Source organism: Pacificimonas aurantium, assembly GCF_020092905.1.
GTDB classification, from domain to species: domain Bacteria; phylum Pseudomonadota; class Alphaproteobacteria; order Sphingomonadales; family Sphingomonadaceae; genus Pacificimonas; species Pacificimonas aurantium.
On record NZ_JAGSGB010000002.1, the window covers coordinates 1 to 22,792 of the forward strand.

Here is a 22,792-nt window from a genome sequence, read left to right on the forward strand (position 1 = left end):
CCGGGTCTTCTTCGACACGGAGGCGGGCGAAGTGGTATTCGAAGAGGCCGGCGGGTCGATCGTCCCCGCCTCTGCCTTTGCGGATGGCGGCATGGTTGCAGGCGCCGACATGGCAGCTGAGGCCCCGCTTGCCGAGCATGTCGATCTGCCGGTGCAGGAAATCCTGATCGTCTGAAACCCGGGGGAGTGCCGGGGCGCTCGCCCCGGCCACCTCTTCCGTTCAGAGAAACCTGTTCAATTCCTCGAGGAACGCGTCGAACCGGTCGTGATGGACCCAGTGCCCAGCGCGCTCGTAGACGGTGGCCGATGCATGCCGGAAATGCTGCAAGCGCCCGTCTTCCTCGGGGTTGGACGCCCAGCTATCCGCGCCGTAGATCAGCCGGGTAGGGCAGTCGATACGGTTCCACAGCGTCTGCAGTTCCTTCTGCCGGATATCGAGCGGCCCCCACAGCCGGACATAGGGATCGAACTTCCAGCTATAGGTCCCATCCTCATTCTGCATGACCGCATGCAGGGTCAGGTGGCGGGCCTGCTCGTCGCTAAGGTAGGAATTTTCGTCATGCATGCGCTTCAGCGCCGCCTCGAAGCTGTCATAGCGGCGCGGCAGACGCGCCGCCGCCTTGCGCTTTTCGTCGATCCATTCGCGCCAGCGCGCGTCGAAGGGCGTTTCCTTGCGTTCTTCCAGCATCTTGGGTGAAGGGCCGAGACCCTCGATGGCGACGAGCTTGCGGACCTTTTCGGGATAGAGCCCCGTGTATCGCAGCGCGATGTTGCCGCCGAGAGAGTGGCCGACGATCGTGACCGGTGCCAGGTTCAGCTGGTCGACGAGCTGCGCCAAGTCGTAGATGAAACTCATCAGATTATAGTTGCCGGTATCGTCCCAGGCACTGTCGCCATGACCGCGCAGGTCGGGGCAGATGACATGCCAGTTGTCGCGCAGAGCCTCGGCGGTCCAGTCCCAGGAGCGGCAATGGTCGCGGGTGCCGTGAAGCAGGATCAGGGGCGGGGCGTCGCGATTGCCCCAGTCGGCGTAATGCAGGCGGCTACGCTGGGAAATCAGGCTCTGCGAGGTCGGTCCGATGATGGTCATGGGGCTCCCTTAACCCCTCTCGCATCTGCTTGGTATCCGAAGCCTCTCTCTCCCGTCACAAACAAGAGCGCACGAGAACAGGGGGAGAGCACGCAATGAAACTCGAAGGACTACATGTCGTCGTCACGGGCGGGGCTTCGGGCCTCGGCAACGCCTCCGCACGCGCGCTTGCCGCGGCGGGCGCCCATGTTTCCATTTTCGATATCAACAAGGACGCGGGCAGTGAAAAGGCAGCCGAGATCGGCGCGAGCTTCCACCAGGTCGACATAACCTCCGAGGACTCCGTTGTTGCCGGCTTCGACGCCGCGCGCGCGAAGTACGGACAGGAGCGTGCGCTCGTTCACTGCGCCATGACGGCGAAGGGCGGAAAGACGGTCGGGTTCGACAAGGCTTCCGGGGGGTACAGGCGCCTGTCTACCGAGGACTATGCCTTCGCCGCCGAGGGCATCCTGGTCGCCAGCTACCGCCTCGCTTCATTGTCCGCACTGGGGATGGCGAATGCCGAGCCTCTGAATGAAGATGGCGAACGAGGCGCGATCGTCCTCACCAGTTCGGCGGCCGCTCAGGATGGCCAGGTCGGGCAGGTGGCGTATGGCTCCTGCAAGGCCGGGGTAAACGGCCTCGTGCTTCCGATGGCGCGCGACCTGATGGAGTTGGGCATCCGTGTGAACTCGATCATGCCGGGCATCTTTGCCACCCCGCCGATGCTGGGGGTGAGGGACCGTGCGCCGCAGATCTTCGAGAATCTGTCGAAGTCGGTTCCGTTCCCGAAGCGGCTCGGCAATCCCGAGGAGTTCGCCTCCTTCATGCTGGAACTGGTAAGGAATCCCTATGCCAACGGCCAGACCTACCGGCTGGACGGGGCCATCCGCATGCCACCACGTTAATCGAGGAGGCTCCGGTAGAGCGCGGCATAGCCTTCGGCCATCCGGCTTGAGGAGAAGCGCTTCTCGAAGCTGCCTCTGACCCGGAGGCGGTCCAGCTTGCCTAGCCTCTGAACGGCGGCCACGGCCTCGGCTTCGGTGTCGACAATGAAGCCGGTGACCCCGTCCTCGACGATTTCCGGTACGCTGCCGCTGCGAAAGGCGATCACCGGCGTCCCGCAGGCCATGGCTTCGATCATCACTAGGCCGAAGGGTTCGGGCCAGTCGATGGGAAAGAGCAGCGCGCGCGCCGACCCAAGCAGTTGCTGCTTCTCCGCATCGTTCACCGCCCCCACATAATGCGCGCCGCCGCCCAGCCGGGGCTCTACCCGCTCGGCGAAATAGCTTGGGTTTCCGGGATCGATCGTGCCGGCGAGGGTGATCTCATGCCCCGCCGCCTCGGCGATGTCGATGGCGAGCTCCGGCCGCTTCTGGTCGGTCATCCGCCCGATGAATGCCAGGTGTCCGCCGCCACTGCCCGGGAAATAGCGGTCCGCCGGAATGCCGTGGGGGACGATCCCCTTCAGGTTGGCAGGCGGTATGTGCGTGCTTTGGTTCTGCGAGATCGCGGCGACCTGCATGTCGGGAAAGAGCTCGAACAGGCTTTGCCGGTCGCCTCCATCGGCGCGCCAATGGATCGTCGTGAGCAGCTTTGCCGGGCCGCCGCCAAGCGCCGCCAGATGATAGGCGTCGGTATGGCAGTGGATGATGTCGAACTCATGTGCGTCGCGCGCCGCAGCGGCCAGGTTCGCCGCTTCCAACACGGTAAGCAGGCCCGGCGTTTCTTCGTCGCCGCAAAGCCCCCGCAAGGACCGGCTCGCCGACACCAGCCGCGCCGATGTGCGGCTATCTTCCGCCGCATACAACGTGACCTCATGCCCGGCGGCGACCAGTTCCTCGCTCAGGTCGTGGATAACCCGCTCCGTCCCGCCATGGCCCTCGGGGGGTACCGGAAATTGCATGGGGGCGAGTTGCGCGATCCGCAGCGCACGGTTTTCTTTCATCTTAAAGGAACCATCCCCGATTTCGCCTGTTCCATATTGTGTAATCAAATCAGGCATTTGATCTATGTATAGCCTGCATATCGCACTTCAGGGTTGCCTGAAGTCCGGCGGCATTGATTACGGCGTTACCGCCGATACGGGCGGTCATATTCGCTATCTTCTGGAACTTACTGAATGTTCTGCGGCCCGGTCAGAGGTTGACCGGATCGATATCCTGACGCGCGGCTTTAACGACCCGCGCCTGGAAGACAGCTATTCCCGGCGCGTCGACCGGCTTGACGAAAAGCGGCGGATCGTCCGCCTGAAGACTACGAACGACGGATATCTTTCCAAGGAGGACATGCATCAGGAGCACGAGGAGCTTCTGCGAGCGGCACGCCTCTATCTGCGCGAACTGCCCCGGCTACCCGATGTCATTCACGCGCATTATGCCGATGCAGGGCGGCTCGCCGCGGACCTGAAGGCCGAATTCGGCATACCGGTCGTCTTCACCGGGCATTCGCTCGGACGGGTAAAGGCGCACGCCTCTGGTCCTTCGCCGGACCTCGATCGCCGCATCGCCATCGAGGAACGCGCCATCGAGGCGGCGGATATACTCATCGCCAGCTCGCGCGACGAGGCCGAGGTCCAATATGCCGACTATCAGGCATATGATCCCGGAAAGATCCGGGTCATTCCTCCCGGCGGCGATCTCGATGGATTTTCCGGCGCAAGGTCCACACTTGCCGTCCGGCGCCAGTTGCGGCGGTTCCTGGTGGATCCGGACAAGCCGGCCCTTCTTGCGATTGCGCGGCCGGTTACGAAGAAGAACCTTGCTGCTCTCGTAGAAGCGTTCGGCCGCAATACGGCACTGCGTGAAGCGGCGAACCTAATTGTCGTGGCCGGGACGCGCGGCGATATTTCAGCGCTCGAAGACGAATGCGCGGACAATCTGCGGCAGCTTCTCGAACTGATCGACCGGCACGACCTCTACGGCCAGGTGGCCTATCCGAAGTCGCACAGCCAGTCGGACATTCCTTCCTACTATGCCTATGCCCGTGAAACCCGCGGTCTCTTCGTCAATCCCGCGCTTAACGAGCCATTCGGTCTGACCCTCCTCGAGGCTGCCGCAGCGGGCCTTCCGTTGGTGGCGACCGACAGCGGCGGCCCGAACGACATCATCGAGACATGCCGCAACGGGCTTCTGGTTTCGCCCGAGGATCCGGACGCGATCGGCAGGGCGTGCCTCGACATTTTGTCCAGCGAGGAAATATGGGAAGAATATTCCCGTCAGGGCGCCGAGGCCGTCCGGCTCTTCGACTGGCCGGCGCACTGCGAGGAGTATCATGCGCTGATCCGCAGCCTGATGTCGCCGCCGGTCGCCGCGCCCCCCGAGAGGCCCGCGGCTATGCTGGTCTGCGATATCGACAACACGCTCGTCGGTTCCGGACCCGCGATGGACGATTTCTGCCGGTGGCAGCAGGACCGGCGGGACCTGATGTTCGGGATCGCGACGGGACGCAGTTTCCACAGCGCCCAGGCTGTCCTCAACAAAGCCAACGCGCCGAACCCCGCCTTTATCATTGCCTCGGTGGGCGCCGAGATCTTCTACCGCAGGGCGAACGGCGCGACATATGTCCGCGATGATGAATGGCGCACCGAACTCGACCGCGGCTGGGACCGCGAGGCGATCCGTAGGCTGATCGCCGAGGAAACCGATCTGCGCCCCCAGTCGTATCTGGAGCAGCGGCGTCACAAGCTGAGCTACTTCGCGGTCGACCGGCCAGATGCGGCGTCCGACCTGCGCGCGTTGCTGAGCAAACACGGCCTCGCGGCAACGGTTATCCGCAGTCATGATACCTATCTTGATGTGCTGCCCATGAGCGCTTCCAAGGGCGCCGCCGTGGAGTGGGTGCGGCAGCGCTTCGGCCTGCCGGAAAACTGCGTTCTTGCCGCCGGGGATTCGGGTAATGACGTGGAAATGCTGCGGGCCGTGCCCATGGCGATCATCGTCGCGAACTTCTCGGATGGGCTGGCGCAGCGTAGCGATCTGGGCCACGCCTATGTCGCGCGGCAGAATTTTGCGCATGGCATTATCGAGGGCGCCGAATTCCATCTGAGCCGCCGGGCATGACCGTCAGCATATTGACCCTTGTTCGCGGCAGGCGAAGCCATCTCGTCAATCTGATCAAGGGTTTGGCTCTCCAAACCGAGAAGCCATCGGAACTTGTGATCGCCTATATGCAGGACGAGGCGCATGAGGACCTTCCCGATCCGGGATTTCCGGTCCGCAGTCTGTTCGTGCCGGGCGACCGCCTGCCGCTCGCCGCTGCTCGCAATGCTGCTGCGGAGGCGGCCACTGGCGACCTCCTGATCTTCCTTGACGTCGACTGCATACCATCGCCCCCGCTGGTGAAGAGCTACGCGAGCGCGCTTGCCAGCCGTGACGCCTTGTACCTATCGGAGGTCTTCTACCTCCCAGCGGGCGCGGTTCCCGACCCGCTCGATTTCGATACGCTGGACTGCCGCGGCGAGCCACATCCTTCAAAGCCGGAGCCGCCCGCGGAGGGGGTCCGGTCCGAGCCCGATCTCTGCGAGCTTTGGGGGCTTTGTTTCGGCCTGCGGAAATCGCGCTGGGACCATGTGGGCGGGATGGATCCGGGATATACCGGCTATGGCGGCGAGGAGACCGACCTTGCTGCAAAGCTCGCGGCACTGGAGACCAAAGCCTATTGGGTCGCCGACGCGCGTGCCTACCACCAGCATCACGAGGTGCACGTTCCCCCACTACATCATTTCGAGGAAATCATCCGCAACGCGCGCCGGTTTCACGAGAAGTGGGACCGGTTCCCCATGACCTACTGGCTTGGCCAGTTCGCGAAGATGGGCCTTATCCGCTGGTCCGACGATATCGAAATCCTCCGCTACCCCCGACGAGAGGAGGTCGCCGCGAGCCTTGCGGGGCCGGACGTGCTGTTCAGCTAGAGCCAGGCGCCGCCCATAAGTCCCTTGCAGTGTCGGCGAGCCAGTTCGCTGCCTTCGTCGCCGCGTCGGGATCGAACAGGGTGCGCTGCCGCTCAAGGTCGATCGTCTTCGCCGCGGCGAGCTCTTCCTGCCACGCGGTCAACGACCCCGGCCAGCGATTCAGGACATGAGCGGCCCCTAAGCGTCCGAGCTGTTCTGCCTTCTGCACCTGCTCGTCAAAATAGCGCCACTCCGGGACACACAGGAACGGCCGCCCGATCCTCGCGATCTCGTGGACCAGATTGTCGCCGGCATTGGCGATAACGATATCGGCCGCCGCCAGCCAATCGGTAATTCCATCGACCCAGCCATGTAGCATCAGGTTGGCAAAGTCGGTCTCATGCCCCTCGCGGTGAACCGGTCCAAGGACGTGGAATTCGCTTCGAGGGGCCGCACGGGCGGCCATCGTCAGCGGCGCATAGGGGGTCCCGGAGCCGCCCCCGCCGGCGACGACGACGACGAGCTGCTTCTCGGCGGGGAGGCCCAGCGCAGCGCGGGCTGCAGCCCTTTCGGCAACCGGGGTCTCGGTGGTGCAGAGACCTCCCGAATAGAAGGTCTTCGCTCGTGCCCAGTCGGGATAATCGGGCTGCTCGAGTTCTTCGTCGAAGGGCGCGAACATGCCGGCGCACGCCTCGTAAGCTGCGAGGTGACCCGGATCCAGCCTGTCTCCATGCATGCGGATCTTTACGGCAGGCACGCTGAGGATGCGGGCCAGCAGGGCGATTTCAGCGGAAACGTCGATAACGAACAGCGACGGATCGACGCGGTCCAGCGTTTCGGCAATGCGCGCCATCGTGCGGCGCTGTTCGGCAACGCCCAGGGGTACGCAGTGCATCACCGAGGGGGTAGGGTGGTCGTAAAGCGCCGGCGTTCGGCTGGGCGCGCCGATCATATCGGGCAGCTCTATGACCTCCAAGTCACGGGAAAAGCCGTCGAAAAGAGACGGCCTGGCGGTCATCGCGGTTATACGGACATTCGCGGGTAGCTCGTGGGCAATGGCCAAGGTCCGCTGCGCATGGCCGCGGCCCTGATGATGGACGAAAAAGAGGATGTGGGACACGGACCGCCCCTATCCCCCTTTTCCGCAAACGCTTTTAACCTAGTTGAAGCGACACATGCGGATCGTTCGCTATTCGCGCGCCCAGACTGGAAGGGGACAAGATGACCGATAGCTGTTTCCTTGCGAAATTGGGTCACTTCATCGACCTGACCGAGCAGGAAAAGGACGCCTTGAGAACGCTGGAGGAGTCGCCGCGGACGTACGGTCCGGGCGAAGTCCTGTTCGAGGAAGGTGATACACCCGCAGACAATCTCTACGTCGTCGCGGAAGGGCGGCTGCATTCCTCGACCACGCTCGCCGATGGCGGCCGCGCCATCTTGAGCCTGTACTACCCCGGTGACTTGATCGGCACGAACAGCGTCGCGTTCGAAACCAGTGCGGTCACTACCCTGACCAGCGTAGAATCCACACTGTGCCGTTTCCCACGATCGGGCCTGAAAACGCTGTTTGCGCAGTTTCCCCGGCTTGCCGCGCTATTCTATGCGATCGCGGCGCTCGAAAATGTCAGCCTTCAGGACCGGCTGAAGTCGATCGGACGCACGAACGGGAAGGCGCGCATCGGGGCTTTGATCCTCGAAATTCTCTATCGCCTTCGGCTGACGAATGAGGATCTGGGAAACCGCGTCGAGCTTTGTCTTACCCAGGCCGATATCGGCGATGCCGTGGGCCTCACCAACGTCCACGTTCATCGCTGTCTGAAAGAACTGGAGCAGGAAGGCCTGATCGAGCGCGGCAGCGGCGCGGTGACCGTCGTGCACCCGGACCTCTTGGCGGAGCGCTCCGATTTCGTCGACCGGTGGCGCAATATCGATACGAGCTGGTTTCCCGACCCGACGCACTCCGCGTGACCGTCGAGGCAGGGGCATGGTCCGGCAGACCGAGCGGGCTGCGTATGATGATCCGGTCAGGCCCGCTGCGACGTATCCAGGTCTATGGTCAGCGGTGCAGCGGGACCAACGCGCTGATCAGGACGCTTGAGGCCAATTTCGAACAAGGCACCTTTACCGAGCAGTTCGGGTTCAAGCATTGGTTCGTGCCGCACGAACTGCTCATACCGGACGACGCGCTTGTCCTCGTGATCGCGAGGAATCCGGAAAGTTGGCTGAGGAGCTTGCATCGGAACCCTTGGCATGCGCATCCGGACTTGAAAGCGCTCTCCTTTGCGGACTTCATTCGCAGCGAATGGCATAGCTATTGGGACGGCGATTTCTGGGGCGTCGGCCCTGCGCATCCCTTGCGCGGGCGGGAGATGATGCACGAACGCGATCCGGCCACTGGTCAGCGCTTCCGGAATCCGCTCGCCCTGCGCACGGCAAAGCTCAGGCATTGGACGAAGCTCGCCGAGCGCGCGCCAAACGTCTGTCTGGTTCCGTTCGAGTTGTTCCGCGACCGACCGGAGGAGGTGGTCCGCCAACTCTCCGCCATCGTGCCGCACCGCCGACCGGGCGCCTTCGTCGCCGTGGACAGCTACAAGGGGCACGGCAAGCGCCCTTTCCGCCCGAAAGACCCCGCTCCTTTGGATCAGACAGACCGGAACTTCGTGTTTTCGCAGCTTGATCCCGGGGTAGAGAGCCTGTTCGGATATTGCTGAACCACCGCGGTTCGGTGGTGCCAGAGGAAGAATGATGACCGAATTCGGATATGTCGAAACCGGGCGCGCGACGCTTCACTACGCCTCCGAAGGAGAGGGGCCGCTCGTCCTATTCGTGCATGGTTTCCCGGAGGGCTGGTATAGCTGGCGGCACCAGCTTCCGGCGGTCGCCGCGGCGGGCTACCGCGCGGTCGCGGTCGACGTGCGCGGATATGGCGGATCGACGAAGCGGCACGCGATCTCGGAATACAGCCTGCAGGAACTGGCCGCGGATATGGCCGGCGCGGCGGCGGCGCTGTCGGAAAGGCCTGCGGTCATCGTCGGACATGACTGGGGCGCGCCCATATCGTGGACATCGGCGCTGCTTCACCCGCAGCAATTTCGCGCTATCGCCTGCCTGTCCGTTCCGCACAGTGCGCCGGGGGAAATCCCGACCGACGAGGTCCACGACAAGATTTTCACCCAGCGAGGGCGTTATTTCTACCAGGTCGATTTTCAGGACGAAGGAAGGGCGGAGGCCGAGCTGGAGGCCGATCCGGCGGAAACGATTCGCAAATTCTACTACGCCCTCTCGGGCGATGCGCCGGACGGAACCTGGCCGACCGACAAGAAGCCGGGCGACGGTCTTTTGAAGGGGCTAATCGAACCGCCCATACCCTTGCTCTGGCTGACGCAGGAGGATGTTGCGCATTACGCCTTCGAGTTCGGCCGGTCCGGGTTTCGGGGGCCGCTCAACCGGTATCGTAACCGGCGGCGCGACTGGAATATGCTGCGGTCGCGGAACTCGCATGTCATCGCGCAGCCGTCGCTGTTCATATCGGGAACGCGCGATCTGGCGACGCGGCTTGCTGGTAGCGACGGTCTCGACCGGATGAAGGACCTGCTTCCCGGCCTTATGGGCATTCACATGCTGGAGGGCGCCGGTCATTGGACGCAGCAGGAAAAGCCGCACGAGGTGAACAGCCTGCTGGTCGACTGGCTTGCTCAGCTGGACGGATAGGTCCGCTCAGTTCGCCCGGTAGGCTGATCATCTCCCCAGTCGGTCGATCTGAGCCTCCAGGATCGGCAGCATCGTCTCCGTCAATCGCTTCGGATTTTCGGTCCAGCCGAGATATTTGCGCGAGACCGGCCAGGTGGTGCTGAAGGCGGTCATTCCGCCGTGAAGGAGCAGGGCGGTCAGCCGTGCGTCCTCGTCGGCCACTGGCCGCCCCTCGATCTGGGCTATCAGCATGGCGGTCAGTTCGACCCCGGGCGCCCACAGCTCGTTGTAGAGAATCTCGAAAGCGGGGCCCGGGACTGTCATTTCGCGCAGCACGAAGCCGGTCCAGAGATTTGCGCCGGGACTGGCTTCGATCAATTCGACGAGCAACCGCACCACGGTCTTCAAGCTGGCGCGCGCGGCTTCCGGGGAGAGCCCGTCAACCGCCTGCTGGGCGATGCTGACCACCGTCTCTCCGACGCCACGCTCGTAAACTCCCACGATCGAACGGGCGCAGGCAAGGTAGAGGCCTTCCTTGCTCTCGAAATAATATTTGATCGCGGGAAGGTTCACCTCGGCGGCCTCGGCGATTTTTCGCGTGGTAGCGCGCTCGAAGCCGTCCTTGCCGAAGATCGTCAATGCAGCGCGCAGGATCCTATCGCGCGTTTCCTCTCCGCGCGCAGACGCCGCAGTCGCGGCGATATCGCTATGGTCGGTAGTGCTCACCTGTCTTCCCTGCATTGCGTCGGACTATAACAGTTGATACACAACTGCGCGTTGTATCGCTTGATACATGATAGGGAGGATTACAGACAATGGCGCAAAAGGCAGCCCAAAAAGGTCCGCAGATCGATTATCTCAATCCGAAGGGGGCCCCGGCCTATAACGAGCCCGACTCCATCCAGTGGCGTATCTTCAAGAACCAGGTCGCGATGGCCATTGGCGGCGTCTGCGCGGTCCTGCTGGAGTTCGCCGATCCGCGCATCCGCTCGGGAGTTTGGGATCATTCGGTTTACAAGGTTGACCCGGTCGGGCGTTCGGAGCGCACCGGCATCGCCGCGATGGTCGGGATTTACGGCCCGCAAAAGGCGGCGCGTCAGGTGATCGCCGGGGTCACGCGCATGCACGCAAAGGTAAGCGGCGAGACGCCCGGCGGGCGGGCATACCAGGCGCTCGATCCCGAACTGCTGGACTGGGTCAGCGCGACGGCCGGCTACGGGTTCATGAAGGCCTATCATCGCTTCGTGCAGCCGCTGTCTGCGGAGGAACAGCACCGTTACTGGAACTCGGGGGAGGACGTGGCGCGCCTCTACGGCGTTCAGAAGGTTCCGCATTCGGAGGCGGAATTCATGGAGATGATGGAGGCTCTCGCGCCGGGCTTCGAAGCTCACCCGATCAACGAGGAATTTCTGGAAATCGTGCAGTCGAAGCGGACCGGCGCCAATACGCCGAAGTTCCTGAAGCGGGCGCTTGCCCGGGCGGCTGTCGATCTGCTGCCTCCGCTCGTTCGAGAGAAGCTCGAGCTCGGTCCCGAATATGATCTTACCACGCTCGACCGGTTCGCAGTGAAGACCATGGGGCGTCTTGCAGAGCGGCGCTTCGATCCGGATTCGCCTCCCGCGCAGGCAAGCGTCCGGCTTGGACTTCCGGCCAATTTCCTGTGGCGTAAGCCTGCCGAGCAGGAACTTCTTCTGCGGCAGTCTCAGTCGCTTCGCGACGCCGGCCAGACAAGGGCTGCGGATGAGCGCCAGCCGCTCGCAGCCTGATAGAGTTCGCGGTTGGGGAGAGGGGCGGCGCCGCGCGCCGCCCCAAGATCAGGATGGTTCGGAGTTGAAGCGGATATTGTTCTTCTCCAGCCCGGCCTGGACGATTTCTATGCCGCCGGTGCGGATCATCCATTCCAGCCGGTGATCGCGATACTGCCTTTTGAACAGCCCGCTTTCGACCAGGCTCGCGACGTCGGTCATGCTGGGGGCAACGGCAGCAGCAGCGGCAAAGCTCTTCGCGGCACTCGGCCTTTCGCGCACGCGCGCAAGCCAGGATTCCAGGCGGCTACCGGTGGCAGGTGCGTTGCCGAAGCCCGCAGCGCCCTGGACGAAGGGCGCCGCGCAAATGTCGGCAAAGCCAAACCGGTCGCCTCCGAACCAGTCCTGGTCGCCCAGGCGCGTCTCCAGCCAGGCGTTCAGGCGACCGATCTGCGCCGCGGCTTCGGCTTCCATCTTGTCGGCAAGTTCACCCTTTGCGCGGCCGAAGAAGCGGATTTCGCCAAGGCCCCAGCTGATCGCCTCATAATGGGTATCGCAGACCTCTTCGATTTCCCGCGCATGCGCACGGGCAAGCGGGTCGGCGGGCAGCAGAGCAGGGTCCGGCCAGCGCTCCTCGATGAAGTCGAGAATGACCGCGCTGTCGAACAGGCTATGGCCATCGATACGCAGGACAGGGACTTCCCCGCGAAAGCTTTCTCCGGCCAGCGACGGCGTATCGCCGGACCCGATGCCGTCGGGAAGGGTGGCGCTATAGGCGATACCCTTCTCGTCCAATGCGATCTTAAGCTTCTGCGCGTAAGGCGACAGGGGATGTTCGACGATTTCGATGCTGCTCATGAAAACCCTCCTTGGAAGGGTGGCTGACCATATTGGGGGCTCTGCCGCCCCCTCCCAAACATCGTAAGACTGACCAAAAGAAGAGACCCTAGGGGAAGATGATGGCTACGAGTTCAAGCGGTGCGCAGGATGATCTGCCGCCATTCCGTCCCTTTCCGCAGAAGGGGCCCTCCGTAACGCTCCAGCGCCGCGACGACGGCTCCATGATCCTCGAATCCGACCATGATCCGGCGGAGGCCGCGAGAACGGTGGGCCACCTGTTCCTCGAGGCTGCAAGAGAGCATCCCGACCGTCCATTTTTGATGCAGCGCGAACCAGGGCACGGGCCTTGGCGAGGCGTTACCTATGCCGAGGCCGAACGACAGGCGCGGGGTATCGCGCAGTGGCTGCTCGACCGTGGCATGAGCCCGGACGACTGCGTGCTCGTCCTGTCCGGCAACTCGGTGGAGCACGGCGTGCTCATGATCGGCTGCTACCTCGCAGGCGTTCCCATCGCGCCTATCAGTCAAGGCTACAGCCTGCTGTCCACAGACCACGAGAAGCTGAAGCACTGCTTCTCCATGGTACGTCCGAAAACGGTCTTCGTTCAGGACAGCGCGATGTTCGCCAAGGCCATCGAAACGCTGCGCGGGCAGGGTGAGCAGTTCGAGATCATATCGGTGGACGGCGGAGAGGGAACGGTGCCGTTCGCGGATATGGCCGGGACCGAACCCACCCCCGCCGTGGAGGAGGCACTCAACAGCATTTCGCCTGACGATACCGGAAAATATCTCTTCACGTCGGGATCGACCGGCATGCCCAAATGCGTGCCCCAGCTTCACCGCATGATGACAGGCGTCGTCGCGGCGGGCGAAGGTCTGCGCCTCTTGGACGAGGAAGAGGATGACGAGCCGCCCCAGTCGCTAGAGTGGATGCCCTGGAGCCATATCAGTGCGGGCAACATTGCCTTCAACGGCAATCTCGCGGCCGGCGGTACAGTCTATCTCGACGAGGGCAAGCCGCTTCCCGGCATGTTCGAAACGACGATCAAGAACCTCTACGACATCTCACCGCGCGTGTTCGGCTCCGCGCCGGTCGCGTTCGGCATGCTGGCGGATGCGATGGAACGCGACCGCAAGCTGCGCGCCTCCTTCTTCAAGAACCTCATCTACATGGGCTATGGCGGCGCCACCCTCTCGAACGACCTGTACGAGCGGATGCAGGCGCTCGCGATTGCAGAGACGGGCGAGCGCATCCCGATGGTGACGATGTACGGTGCAACCGAGACGCAGGGCATTACGACGGTTCACTGGGCCACCGACCGGGTCGGCCTGATCGGTCTCCCGCTTCCCGGAACGACGCTGAAGCTCGTTCCGAACGGCGACAAGCTGGAGGTACGGGTCAAGGGTCCGACCGTCACTACCGGCTATCACCGCGATGCGAAGAAAACCCAAGACGCCTTCGACGAGGAGGGCTTCTACAAGCTCGGCGATGCGGCGAAGTTTATCGACCCTGATGCCCCCGAAAAGGGCCTGGTGTTCGACGGGCGCGTTACGGAAGATTTCAAGCTGGACACGGGCACCTGGGTCAGCGTGGGAACCCTGCGCCCCGATCTTGTGGCGGCATGCAGTCCGTTGATCTTCGACGCGGTGATCACCGGTCAGGACAAACCCTTTATCGGCGCCATGGTCTGGCCTTCGGCGGCGGCGATGGAGAAATATGGCGAGGAGTATGGTGCGGACGCGCTGTCCGCGCTCCGCCGCGACATCGCGGAGCGTCTGCGTAGTCACAATGCTTCGGCAGGTGGCAGTTCGCGGCGCATCGGCCGGTTTACCGTGCTTACCGAACCACCCTCGCTCGATACGGGTGAGCTTACCGACAAGGGCTATGTCAATCAGCGGCAGGCACTTAGCCGCCGCGCCGAAACGGTGGACAGGCTGTACGCCTCCACGCCTGAGGACGACGTGGTGGACTTGAACGGAAACAGCTGACGAGGGCCGGCTATCAGCGGCCCGAGAACCGGTCCTTTCCGCGGGAAGCCTTGCCGCGAGCCCAGACCAGTGCCCGCTTCAGGCGGCTGCGGAACAGACCGCGGCGGGCCAGCGGTTCGAACATTTCCTCTGCGCCTTCGGGGTCGAGCAGCTCCGTATCGGCGATGCCTTTCTCAATCGCGCTCAGTTCCGGCCTCTCATAGGGTTTCAGGGTGCGGTGTTCGCCTCGCAGCGTTTCGACGGTCTCGATCAGCGATCCCGTTTCCGTCCAAAGGTCGTCCACCCGGTCGATGGCGACGTCGAGATGCTCGGCGAGCAGGTCGACGACCGTGGCGCGCAGTTTCGCCTTCTGACTGGTCGCGCCGTCTTCGCCCAGGTCGATGACCATGTCGCATTCTGAATCGAGGCGCATCGAGCGATTGTTCAGGTTGGAGGATCCTACCCGAAACAGGCGATCGTCGACGATCATGATCTTGGCATGCACATAGATCGGCTCGCCGCCTTCGGTCAGAGGGTGGTAGAGCCGCAGACGCTTCTTGTCGTCGGCGCCGTCGAGGGCGGTCATCAGGCGGTTGCGGGCGCTGTCCATGGCCACAGGCTCCAGCCAGCCTTCGGCGGTGACCGGGTTGACGACAACGATCTCCGGCGGGTCGTCCTCTTTCAACCGTTGCATAATCGCCTCTGCGATGGCCCGCGAGGCGAAATACTGGCTTTCCGCGTAGATATACCGCTTCGCCGAGGCGATCATGTCGAGATAGAGCTGCTCGATCTCGTAGATGCCATCGCGGTCGCCATACATGGGATAGGTGCGCGCGATGCCGATCTCGATATTTTCGAACTGTACGGGCAGGGCGTCCGGCCAGTGATAGTCATGCGGCTCCGCCGTAGGTGGAGGCTCCGCGCCCGACCTCTGCCAGCGCTCCCGGCAGATTTCCCCGAGCTTCTGCGCTGCCGGCCCCGTGACGGCCGCCGTGGCGTCGTGCCAGGGCCCTAGCCGCGCCCCATGCGGAGAATGCCGCCGCAGATCCTCGTCCAGATGCTCGCGCGTGTCCCAGCGCCCTTTGGTCATGTCGATGCCGCCGCAAAAGGCGAAGCTGTCATCTGCGACGATCAGCTTCTGATGGTGGGTGGCGCCCAAAGGATGCGCGCCGTCCATGCGCAGCGTAATGCGCGGCTTCCACCACCATTTGATCAACGAGATGATCGAAACCCCGCGGAACAGCGCTGGAATGGCGCTGCCGCGCCAGCGCAGGATCCAGACGGCCAGGTCGGACGTCTCTTCCACGAGCTCGCACATGAAGTCGCTCAGGCGGTGCTTGTCCCGGCGCCGGTCACGGTCGGGGATCAGGGAGATGCGCGGGTCCACATCCCACCCGACCATCATCAGCGCCGTCTGCGACGAGCGCATCACATCGGCGGCGTGCCGGAAATAATTCTGCGCATCGACGATCAGGCTGAACTTGTCCGCGCGGCAGACGCACCAGACATTTCTGCCTTCTTCGAGCATCGCAGCCCCTTCCTGCTTGGATCCTTAGAGGGCCAAGTCACGGGGGCGGCAATGCGTTCCGACGGCGACCGGTCCTATTCGTAGCTACGCTCTTCCCACCAGGGGAAGAAGTCCGGCATACCGTCCGACACCTTCACCGGATAGTCCGGCTTGCGCTTTTCCAGGAAGCTCACCACGCCCTCCTTGGCATCGTCCGTCCGGCCGCGCGAATAGATGGCGCGGCTGTCGATCTTGTGCGCTTCCATGGGGTGATCCGCGCCCAGCATGCGCCACATCATGTGACGCGTCAGCGTGACGGAGACGGGGGCCGTGTTGTCGGCGATTTCGCGGGCGATCTCTTTGGCGCGCGCCATCAGCTTGTCCTGCGGCAGGACCTCGCTGACCAGTCCGCCGTCGAGTGCTTCCTGAGCGCCGAAGACCCGGCCCGAATAGCACCATTCCAAGGCCTTGGAGATGCCGACGATGCGCGGCAGGAACCAGCTGGAGGCCGCTTCCGGTACGATGCCGCGCCGCGCGAACACGAAGCCGAAGCGTGCATTGTCGCTGGCAATACGGATGTCCATCGGCAGCTGCATCGTGATGCCGACACCGACGGCGGCGCCGTTTACCGCGGCGATCACCGGCTTCTTGCTTTCGAAGATGCGCAGGGTCAGCCGACCGCCACCGTCGCGCACCGCCTCATGGCTGTAGTCGACCGTTCCGTCGGGCTTTACCGGAGACTCCTGTTTGTCAGGGCGGTCTTCCCTCGACTCGTAGTCGAAGGTCTTGGCGCCCTGCGACAGGTCGGCGCCTGCGCAGAAGGCGCGCTCGCCGTCGCCGGTCACGATCACCGCGCGGACATCGTCGTCGGCATCCGCCTTGTCGAAAGCGTCGATCATCTCGAACATCATCTTGCCGGTGAAGGCATTCATGGCATCGGGACGGTAGAGCGTCAGCGTCGCGATCCCGTCTTCGACCTCATATTTGATTTCATCATAGCTCATGGCGGGCTCCCGTTTGTCAGTTCGCCCCTTCATCGCGGTCCGGGAAGCGGACCGGTACGGGTATATTGCACAGGTCGATGGCGCCGGCGGACCGGACGAACCAGCCGTCGCGGGTGCGGTTGGCGCGCGTGTCGACCCAATCCCGGAACAGCGCCGTGTCGGTGCGCATCACTTCGACATGGGGGCGTTCGGCCTCCGGCAACTCGGACGCGAGGCGAACATCGTCCAGCGGCAGCTTGGTTTCCCCGGCCGTGTAGAAGCCGAGCTCACCCGACCCGGCAGGCAGGTCGTGAAATGCGTCCATGCCGTCAAGCACCCGGCCGACCACGGCGACGTTCCGGTCCAGATGTCTCGGCGCATGCCCCGTCACAACATACAGGCTCGATCCGTCCGTTCCGTCGACATCGTCGCCGCGGCCAACGCCCACGGCGCCGTAGCAATGCGCCAGCCACTGCTCATTGCCGTCCTGCGCTGCGGCGAAGCCGTGCGAAAAGCCCACCGTCGGCGCATAGGTGTCGCGCTGGTCGATGCTGGTGAAATCCTCGTCCGCGCGAGCGCGGTCCAGTTCTCCCGGTACCCGGTCGCGCGCAGTTCCGCGGTTCGGCGCCGCGCCCGTCGTGCCGTCCTGCACGTCCTCTTCTTCAGCACCCCACTGGACGACATAATTATTCTGAACCCGTACGATCGAGGTCTGGTCGAAATAGCCGCTGCGCGTCAGTTCGCGGATATTCTCTACCGTCTGCGGGGCGAAGTGCGGCGCCAGCTCGATCAGCACCTGCTCGCCGCCAAATTCCATGATGACGAGATTTTCGGGGTCCGGCGTGCGCCAAGCGTCCGCGTCGGCCTCGGCGGCAGCGCGAACGTCTCCGCTACTCATCGCGCCGGCAGCCTGCAGCAGCATCAGTCCCGTGACCAGTCCGATCATAAGCCTCTCTCCTTCATTGGATTTACCTCGTCTCGGGAGGACCCTAGCATTGCTCCGGAAAAAGGGGAGACGCATGCTTCATATCGCGATCGTGGGCTCCGGACCTGCCGGTTATTACACGGCAGAGGCGGTGCAGAAGGCCTTCGGCGACGGGGTTCGGATCGACATTCTCGACCGGCTGCCCACGCCCTTCGGCCTGATCCGGTCGGGGGTGGCGCCGGATCACCAGTCGTTGAAGGCGGTCTCGAAGCGCTACGAGAAGACCGCGCTCACCGAAGAGGTGCGCTTCATCGGCAATCTGGAAGTGGGGGAAGGGGGCGTTTCGATCACGGAACTGCTGTCGCTCTACGACGGGGTGATCCTTGCAACCGGCGCGCCGGCGGACCGTGACCTGCCCATCCCGGGCGCGGATCTGCCCGGTGTTCTTGGGTCGGCCCGCTTCGTCGGCTGGTATAACGGTCATCCCGACTTTGCCGGACTCGAGCCCCCGCTGGGCGGAGAGACGGCGATTGTCGTCGGCAACGGCAATGTCGCCATCGACTGCGCGCGCATCCTCGCCAAGACGGAGGAAGAGCTCGCAAATTCCGATATCGCCGAACACGCCGCCGAGCTGCTCGCTGACAGCCGGATCCGTACCATCCGCATCCTTGGTCGGCGCGGGCCGCACCAGGTCAGCTTCACGCCTAAAGAGCTAGGCGAGATGGGGCGGCTGGAACGTGCGCGCGCCGTTGCCGACCCTGTAGATTTCCCCCCGGAGTCCGCGGACGAGGAACTGGACCCGGGCCTGCGCAAGGTGGTCGGCTTCCTGCGCGAGTTCGCGGCCGGAGAGGCGGAGGGTGAGGGAGCAGACAAACCGCTGACGGTGCATTTCGATTTCTTCACCCGCCCGGTCGAGCTGCTGGGCGAGGACCGGCTGGAGGAAGTGACGCTCGAGCGGACGCGGCTGGACGAGAACGGGCGCGCCGAGGGGACCGGCGAGTTCGAGAGGGTGCCTTGCGGCCTCCTGGTCAGCGCGATCGGCTACCGGACCACCCCCATCGACGGCGTTCCCTATGACGAGCGCGCCGGCCGCTTCGATAATGAAGATGGGCGCATTTCCCCCGGACTCTACTGTGTCGGCTGGGCGCGCCGCGGTCCGACCGGCACAATCGGCACGAACAAACCGGACGGTTATCATATCGCCGACCTGCTGCAGGCCGACCTTACCCCCTCGGGCAAGGCGGGCCGGGATGGGCTCGACCGGCTGGTCGAGGAGCGCGGCTACGACATCGTGCGCTTTACCGAGTGGCAGAATATCGACTCGGCAGAGGTTGCCCGCGCCCGGGTTGGCGCCCCGCGCGAGAAGTTCGTGCACATTGACGACATGCTCGATGCCGCCCGGACCGGCTCCCCGTCGGAACCTTCCGCATGAAGCTGAAGGTGGAGGTGGAACGCCTCGTACACCGATCGCCGGGCCTTACCGCCTCAGAACTTGCCGAGGGACTGTTCGGAGACGAGGATCGGCACAAGCAAATTGCCTCCTGTTGCGGCGAGCTTGTCGAGCAGGGTCGCATCGACCGGAAGGGCAAGGGAAGCGCTGCCGATCCCTATCGCTATTTTTAAGGCTCGCGGCGTCTTGCGGCCCCTTTCCCCCGCCGCTATATGCGCCGCTCGCTTCTGAGCATCGGAGAGTAGCTCAGCCTGGTAGAGCACCGTCTTCGGGAGGCGGGGGCCGGAGGTTCGAATCCTCTCTCTCCGACCATTTCTTGATCAGCATCGCGTCTGGTCTCTCACGATCGACAGGGCGCGATCTGAGTAGAGGCGACCCCAATCTATCGGTGACGATCAACTGGTTCAGCTCGCCATGCTGGCGGCCTGGGGGTCGTGCTGCCCTCTTCGCTCGGTGGCTCGCCGAGTCGTAACAAGAGCATCGCGCGTGGGCTGATCTCCATGGGTCCGGTCCGTTTTCGGTGCCCCAGGGGTTCAACGATCTCTGAAGTCCTATTTCATTTATGCGTCAGTTTATTCTCTATGGTGAGATGAACCGCTTCGTCTTCATTGAAATAAGAATAATCGCCTAGTCCAATTACCAAGGCAAATCTTAGGTAGTGTGCCGACGACAGAACCGGTTACCACGCTTCGTCGAAAATAATACACGCAGGTGAAGCGCTTTACCACGTTTTCTACAACGATTTATTCAATGAAGCGGCAATATCTCGCGCTCATTCCGGGCAATGAGGTTCGGATGACGTTGGCCGGGGCCCGCTAGAGCGCGGTGAAATTCGGCTCACATCCCATTTTGGGGGATCGCAGTTCGAGGCTGCTTTGTGGAGATGTTTGATGGTTGAAGTTCGGATTTCGAGCGCACGGCTGAGGCGCGTTTTCTTTTTGGCAACCTGTGCAGCCGGTGCGATGAATTTTCCTATGGAAGCGTCGGCTCAGGCTGTTTGCGATGCCACCGGCACCTTTGTTACCTCGCCCAGCGCCACTGCGGAAAACAGTTTGGCGTGTGGCGAAGGCGCCGTTGCATCGGGCGTATCGAGCACCGCTTTTGGCGAGGCTTCGAGCGTGGCTGGCCTTGAAGCGCAAGCGTATGGCTTCACCAACACCGCGAGCGGCTTCGGCTCGACGGCTCTTGGCGGCCGCAGCACTGCCAGCGAGACCTTTGCCACGGCCGTTGGCTGGGCGAACACCGCCAGCGGCACGAACAGCTTTGCGGGTGGCAACCGCGCGGACGCAAGCGGAGCTTCTTCGGTTGCGCTCGGCGACAACGTCCTGGCGTCGGGGCTGAACAGCGTTGCCGTCGGTCTCAATGCGGCTGCCGAAGGTGAAAGCGGCACGGCCGTCGGCCAAGACAGCGTGGCCAGCGGGCGGCAGGCGGTCGCGGCGGGCTTCACCAACACCGCGAGCGGCTTCGGCTCGACAGCTCTTGGCGGGCGCAGCACTGCCAGCGAGACGTTCGCCACGGCCGTCGGCTGGGCGAACACCGCCAGCGGCACGAACAGCTTTGCGGGTGGCAACCGCGCGGACGCAAGCGGAGCTTCTTCGGTTGCGCTCGGCGACAACGTTCTGGCGTCGGGCGAAAACGCTGTCGCGCTGGGCGCGACTGCATCGGCAACGGGTGCCGGATCAGTCGCCATCGGCGCAGGCTCGGTGGCAGACGCGGACAATGTCGTGTCCGTTGGCTCTGCGGACAACCAGCGTCGCATTACGAATGTCGCGGCGGGTGCTGCTGCGGGAGACGCCGTGAACATGGCGCAGTTCCAGGGCGGGCTGGACCAGCTTACCAGCAGCTTTGCCGGTCAGGTGGCTGATATCCGTTTCGACCTCGAAGACGCTAGGCGCGACGCCGAAGCAGGAACGGCGGCTGCTATGGCTGTGTCCAGTATTCCTCAGCCGATGCGTGTAGGCGGGACGTCCATCGGAGCGGGCGCCGCGACCTGGCGGGGTGAATCCGCGTTCGCGTTCGGGGCTTCGCACTCATTCGAGAAGGCTGTGGTGAAGGTTGGAGCGGCCTTTGACGGACGCGGCGGCGGCGGCGCCAGTGTGGGCGCCGGTTTCCAGTTCTGAGTAGATGCTTCGAGCACGAGAAGAAGGGGTGGGCCGAAAGGTCCGCCCTTTTTTCTGTAACGTTGAAGTTCAGCGGCAATTCGTCATTATTCTGGGTCTGCACTCATCTCCGCTTCGGTGATTGGCATATAGTCCGCGCGGTCGAAGCGCTCGCCGCGCTTCAGCGTAAAGGCCACGCTGCGCAAATTGCCGATATCGGCCAGCGGGTCGCGCTCGACGAAGACAAGGTTCGCCAATTTGCCTGGTTCGGCGGTGCCCATCCGGTCCTGCTCGCCGATGGCCATGGCGCCGACCAGCGTCGCCGACCGGATGACCTGTATGGGCGGCATCCCGACCTCCTCGGCCAGCAATTCCAGTTCTTCGAAAAGTGCGGGATAGGGGTCGTCCCATGCTGTCATCCCGTCGGTACCCGCTGCGATATCCACCCCTTCGCGATATGCCTGCGCGGTCAGCGAATAGGACAGCGTTTCCGAACAGAAGGGCGGCGTATCGGTCTCCCCCTCGCGGTAGCGCTCCGCACCCACGGCATAGACGCGGTTCGTCGCATCGAGGATGATATCCTCCTGTCCCATTCGCGCGAACAGGGCGCGCAGCTGGGGATTGTCGCCGTCCGCGAAGGGCGCCTCCTCGACCGGGAACCGTTCCTGGTAGCTTTGCGGCTGCCGGGGCGTCACCTGATATGCCATGTAGCAGCTGTGCGACATGACATCGACGCCGGCGTCGATCACCTCTTCTGGCGTGGTCGGGAAGACCATCGCATGCGCCCAGACCGGCACATCCTGGCGATGCGCCTCGGCCGTGATCGCCGCCACCGCCGGGGCCGGGAGGTTCGCATAAATCTTGATCGCGGTTGCCGACGTTCCGCGCGCCATGGCGACGGCGGTGGTCAGGTCGGTGGTCTCGTCGATCGCCTGCATCCATGGCACTTCTCCGGGTGTGCGGCCTGCCGCCACGGCGATCGTGCGTGGATCGGTGAAGAAGCTGGGGCCCGCGACCAGCGCGGCGTAGTAGATATCGGGGCCCGGCACCTCACCGACGCGCGTTTCGCGGGTGATCTCGCCCAGCGAGCGGAGATCGTCCGCCATGTCCCTGACGGCGGTGACGCCGCTGTAGAGATGCCGGCGCAGCAGCGCGTGTGCGCGGCTGCGGTTGGGCGGCGTTGCGAGGTGGACATGGCTGTCGATCAGTCCCGGAAGGGCGAAGAGACCAGACGCATCGACGATCTCCGCTGTCTCTGGAAAGGCACCTAGCTTGCCGTCCTCGAAGATCGCCGCAATTTTGTCGCCGTCCACGCGGATCGCCATATTGGGCCTGGCCGGGGCGCCCGTCCCGTCGATCAGCGTGACGCCCGTATATATGGTGACGGGGACAGTCTGATCCGGGGCGGAGGTTTCCGCAGCGGCAGGGGCCAGAGCGACAAGGGACAGGACCGCGAATGCGGCTGCGCCGTAGGAGTGCTTGGGTCTCATGACTTCTTCATGCGGCCCGAAGCTGCCCCTCGGCAAGACTTGAGGCCGATTTGGACCCGTCGCCGTTGAACGGGTTTTCTCGCTCCCGCACCGACGGTCACGCTTCTATTCAAGCTCGCGGGAAGCCCCGGCGCTG

General features: G+C 63.7%; 20 protein-coding genes, 1 tRNA gene and 1 pseudogene. 13 read left to right on the top strand and 9 right to left on the bottom strand.

The genetic code is table 11. The features are described 5' to 3' along the window. Window positions 1–220 precede the first annotated feature (220 nt). Window positions 221–1,090, bottom strand: a complete 870-nt coding sequence (locus tag KCN53_RS06850) for an alpha/beta fold hydrolase (RefSeq protein WP_088713043.1) — start codon at window positions 1,088–1,090, stop codon at window positions 221–223. A gap of 95 nt (window positions 1,091–1,185) precedes the next feature. Between KCN53_RS06850 and KCN53_RS06855 the strand changes: the two genes are divergently transcribed. Continuing rightward, window positions 1,186–1,977, top strand: a complete 792-nt coding sequence (locus KCN53_RS06855) for an SDR family oxidoreductase (RefSeq protein WP_088713042.1) — start codon at window positions 1,186–1,188, stop codon at window positions 1,975–1,977. Here the strand turns inward: KCN53_RS06855 and KCN53_RS06860 are convergent. Further along, entirely contained in the window at window positions 1,974–3,017 is a 1,044-nt protein-coding gene (locus tag KCN53_RS06860) for a glycosyltransferase family 4 protein (RefSeq protein WP_088713041.1), read from the bottom strand. The two genes, KCN53_RS06855 and KCN53_RS06860, sit on opposite strands and share 4 nt — an antisense overlap. Before the next feature lie 64 nt (window positions 3,018–3,081). Between KCN53_RS06860 and KCN53_RS06865 the strand changes: the two genes are divergently transcribed. Further along, window positions 3,082–5,130, top strand: coding sequence for an HAD-IIB family hydrolase (locus KCN53_RS06865; protein ID WP_088713040.1), 2,049 nt, complete (start codon window positions 3,082–3,084; stop codon window positions 5,128–5,130). Beyond that, a complete protein-coding gene (locus KCN53_RS06870; protein ID WP_172406273.1) occupies window positions 5,127–5,981 on the top strand; it encodes a glycosyltransferase family 2 protein in 855 nt (284 codons plus the stop codon). The genes KCN53_RS06865 and KCN53_RS06870 overlap by 4 nt, the downstream gene beginning before the upstream one ends. On the opposite strand, the gene KCN53_RS06875 is transcribed toward KCN53_RS06870, so the two are convergent. Further along, window positions 5,974–7,080: a glycosyltransferase gene (locus KCN53_RS06875; protein ID WP_088713039.1), complete on the bottom strand. Its 1,107-nt coding sequence runs from the start codon at window positions 7,078–7,080 to the stop codon at window positions 5,974–5,976. The genes KCN53_RS06870 and KCN53_RS06875 overlap by 8 nt on opposite strands. A 101-nt stretch (window positions 7,081–7,181) precedes the next feature. Here KCN53_RS06875 and KCN53_RS06880 point away from each other — a divergent pair, with 101 nt between their 5' ends. The 3 genes from KCN53_RS06880 to KCN53_RS06890 are packed head-to-tail and all read left to right on the top strand — an operon-like array spanning window position 7,182 to window position 9,671. Next, window positions 7,182–7,928, top strand: coding sequence for a Crp/Fnr family transcriptional regulator (locus KCN53_RS06880; RefSeq protein ID WP_088713038.1), 747 nt, complete (start codon window positions 7,182–7,184; stop codon window positions 7,926–7,928). Between the two features lie 44 nt (window positions 7,929–7,972). Beyond that, the gene (locus tag KCN53_RS06885) at window positions 7,973–8,671 is read left to right on the top strand and encodes a hypothetical protein (RefSeq protein WP_088713037.1); all 699 of its coding nucleotides are present in this window, start codon (window positions 7,973–7,975) and stop codon (window positions 8,669–8,671) included. A gap of 34 nt (window positions 8,672–8,705) precedes the next feature. Continuing rightward, complete coding sequence (locus KCN53_RS06890; protein WP_088713036.1) at window positions 8,706–9,671, top strand: alpha/beta fold hydrolase; 966 nt, start codon at window positions 8,706–8,708, stop codon at window positions 9,669–9,671. A 27-nt stretch (window positions 9,672–9,698) separates the two neighbouring features. Here KCN53_RS06890 and KCN53_RS06895 read toward each other — a convergent pair whose 3' ends face one another. Continuing rightward, on the bottom strand, window positions 9,699–10,376 hold the full coding sequence (locus KCN53_RS06895) for a CerR family C-terminal domain-containing protein (protein WP_172406272.1): 678 nt from the start codon (window positions 10,374–10,376) through the stop codon (window positions 9,699–9,701). A gap of 89 nt (window positions 10,377–10,465) precedes the next feature. Between KCN53_RS06895 and KCN53_RS06900 the strand changes: the two genes are divergently transcribed. Continuing rightward, window positions 10,466–11,416, top strand: coding sequence for an oxygenase MpaB family protein (locus KCN53_RS06900; RefSeq protein WP_088713034.1), 951 nt, complete (start codon window positions 10,466–10,468; stop codon window positions 11,414–11,416). Window positions 11,417–11,464: 48 nt separating this feature from the next. Here the strand turns inward: KCN53_RS06900 and KCN53_RS06905 are convergent, their stop codons facing one another. Then, window positions 11,465–12,253 carry a glutathione S-transferase family protein gene (locus KCN53_RS06905; RefSeq protein WP_088713033.1) on the bottom strand — a complete coding sequence of 263 codons (789 nt, stop codon included), beginning with the start codon at window positions 12,251–12,253 and terminating at the stop codon, window positions 11,465–11,467. A 101-nt stretch (window positions 12,254–12,354) separates the two neighbouring features. Here KCN53_RS06905 and KCN53_RS06910 point away from each other — a divergent pair, with 101 nt between their 5' ends. Further along, window positions 12,355–14,223 (top strand): AMP-binding protein, encoded by a 1,869-nt coding sequence (locus KCN53_RS06910; RefSeq protein ID WP_207790620.1) that lies wholly within the window; start codon window positions 12,355–12,357, stop codon window positions 14,221–14,223. Between the two features lie 13 nt (window positions 14,224–14,236). On the opposite strand, the gene KCN53_RS06915 is transcribed toward KCN53_RS06910, so the two are convergent. From KCN53_RS06915 to KCN53_RS06925, 3 genes are all read right to left on the bottom strand, one after another. Further along, window positions 14,237–15,730 (bottom strand): phospholipase D-like domain-containing protein, encoded by a 1,494-nt coding sequence (locus KCN53_RS06915; protein WP_088713031.1) that lies wholly within the window; start codon window positions 15,728–15,730, stop codon window positions 14,237–14,239. 74 nt (window positions 15,731–15,804) lie between these two features. Next, window positions 15,805–16,713, bottom strand: a complete 909-nt coding sequence (locus KCN53_RS06920) for a crotonase/enoyl-CoA hydratase family protein (RefSeq protein WP_088713030.1) — start codon at window positions 16,711–16,713, stop codon at window positions 15,805–15,807. 16 nt (window positions 16,714–16,729) lie between these two features. Beyond that, the gene (locus KCN53_RS06925; protein ID WP_172406271.1) at window positions 16,730–17,638 is read right to left on the bottom strand and encodes a peptidylprolyl isomerase; all 909 of its coding nucleotides are present in this window, start codon (window positions 17,636–17,638) and stop codon (window positions 16,730–16,732) included. Window positions 17,639–17,711: 73 nt separating this feature from the next. Here KCN53_RS06925 and KCN53_RS06930 point away from each other — a divergent pair, with 73 nt between their 5' ends. The 5 genes and pseudogenes from KCN53_RS06930 to KCN53_RS06945 all read left to right on the top strand — a co-directional run bounded on the left by KCN53_RS06930 (window position 17,712) and on the right by KCN53_RS06945 (window position 21,187). Then, entirely contained in the window at window positions 17,712–19,049 is a 1,338-nt protein-coding gene (locus KCN53_RS06930; RefSeq protein WP_088713028.1) for an FAD-dependent oxidoreductase, read from the top strand. Continuing rightward, window positions 19,046–19,240 carry a hypothetical protein gene (locus KCN53_RS06935; RefSeq protein ID WP_088713027.1) on the top strand — a complete coding sequence of 65 codons (195 nt, stop codon included), beginning with the start codon at window positions 19,046–19,048 and terminating at the stop codon, window positions 19,238–19,240. Before KCN53_RS06930 ends, KCN53_RS06935 begins: the two co-directional genes overlap by 4 nt. 62 nt (window positions 19,241–19,302) lie before the next feature. Then, window positions 19,303–19,379: transfer RNA gene (locus tag KCN53_RS06940), tRNA-Pro, on the top strand. A gap of 662 nt (window positions 19,380–20,041) precedes the next feature. Then, window positions 20,042–20,164, top strand: a pseudogene (locus KCN53_RS16245) (hypothetical protein); the annotation flags it as partial. A 21-nt stretch (window positions 20,165–20,185) separates the two neighbouring features. Next, window positions 20,186–21,187: a YadA-like family protein gene (locus tag KCN53_RS06945; RefSeq protein ID WP_172406270.1), complete on the top strand. Its 1,002-nt coding sequence runs from the start codon at window positions 20,186–20,188 to the stop codon at window positions 21,185–21,187. 86 nt (window positions 21,188–21,273) lie between these two features. On the opposite strand, the gene KCN53_RS06950 is transcribed toward KCN53_RS06945, so the two are convergent. Beyond that, window positions 21,274–22,656: an amidohydrolase family protein gene (locus KCN53_RS06950; RefSeq protein ID WP_088713025.1), complete on the bottom strand. Its 1,383-nt coding sequence runs from the start codon at window positions 22,654–22,656 to the stop codon at window positions 21,274–21,276. Window positions 22,657–22,792 lie beyond the last annotated feature (136 nt).

Bases quoted from the DNA above. Each gene is read 5' to 3' on its own strand.
- KCN53_RS06855 (WP_088713042.1), top strand. From the start codon at position 1,186: ATGAAACTCGAAGGACTACATGTCGTCGTCACGGGCGGGGCTTCGGGC.
- KCN53_RS06860 (WP_088713041.1), bottom strand. From the start codon at position 3,017: ATGAAAGAAAACCGTGCGCTGCGGATCGCGCAACTCGCCCCCATGCAA.
- KCN53_RS06890 (WP_088713036.1), top strand. From the start codon at position 8,706: ATGACCGAATTCGGATATGTCGAAACCGGGCGCGCGACGCTTCACTAC.
- KCN53_RS06915 (WP_088713031.1), bottom strand. From the start codon at position 15,730: ATGCTCGAAGAAGGCAGAAATGTCTGGTGCGTCTGCCGCGCGGACAAG.
- KCN53_RS06930 (WP_088713028.1), top strand. From the start codon at position 17,712: ATGCTTCATATCGCGATCGTGGGCTCCGGACCTGCCGGTTATTACACG.
- KCN53_RS06885 (WP_088713037.1), top strand. From the start codon at position 7,973: ATGATGATCCGGTCAGGCCCGCTGCGACGTATCCAGGTCTATGGTCAG.
- KCN53_RS06850 (WP_088713043.1), bottom strand. From the start codon at position 1,090: ATGACCATCATCGGACCGACCTCGCAGAGCCTGATTTCCCAGCGTAGC.
- KCN53_RS06870 (WP_172406273.1), top strand. From the start codon at position 5,127: ATGACCGTCAGCATATTGACCCTTGTTCGCGGCAGGCGAAGCCATCTC.
- KCN53_RS06920 (WP_088713030.1), bottom strand. From the start codon at position 16,713: ATGAGCTATGATGAAATCAAATATGAGGTCGAAGACGGGATCGCGACG.
- KCN53_RS06880 (WP_088713038.1), top strand. From the start codon at position 7,182: ATGACCGATAGCTGTTTCCTTGCGAAATTGGGTCACTTCATCGACCTG.
- KCN53_RS06900 (WP_088713034.1), top strand. From the start codon at position 10,466: ATGGCGCAAAAGGCAGCCCAAAAAGGTCCGCAGATCGATTATCTCAAT.
- KCN53_RS06925 (WP_172406271.1), bottom strand. From the start codon at position 17,638: ATGATCGGACTGGTCACGGGACTGATGCTGCTGCAGGCTGCCGGCGCG.
- KCN53_RS06905 (WP_088713033.1), bottom strand. From the start codon at position 12,253: ATGAGCAGCATCGAAATCGTCGAACATCCCCTGTCGCCTTACGCGCAG.
- KCN53_RS06935 (WP_088713027.1), top strand. From the start codon at position 19,046: ATGAAGCTGAAGGTGGAGGTGGAACGCCTCGTACACCGATCGCCGGGC.
- KCN53_RS06865 (WP_088713040.1), top strand. From the start codon at position 3,082: ATGTATAGCCTGCATATCGCACTTCAGGGTTGCCTGAAGTCCGGCGGC.
- KCN53_RS06950 (WP_088713025.1), bottom strand. From the start codon at position 22,656: ATGAGACCCAAGCACTCCTACGGCGCAGCCGCATTCGCGGTCCTGTCC.
- KCN53_RS06910 (WP_207790620.1), top strand. From the start codon at position 12,355: ATGGCTACGAGTTCAAGCGGTGCGCAGGATGATCTGCCGCCATTCCGT.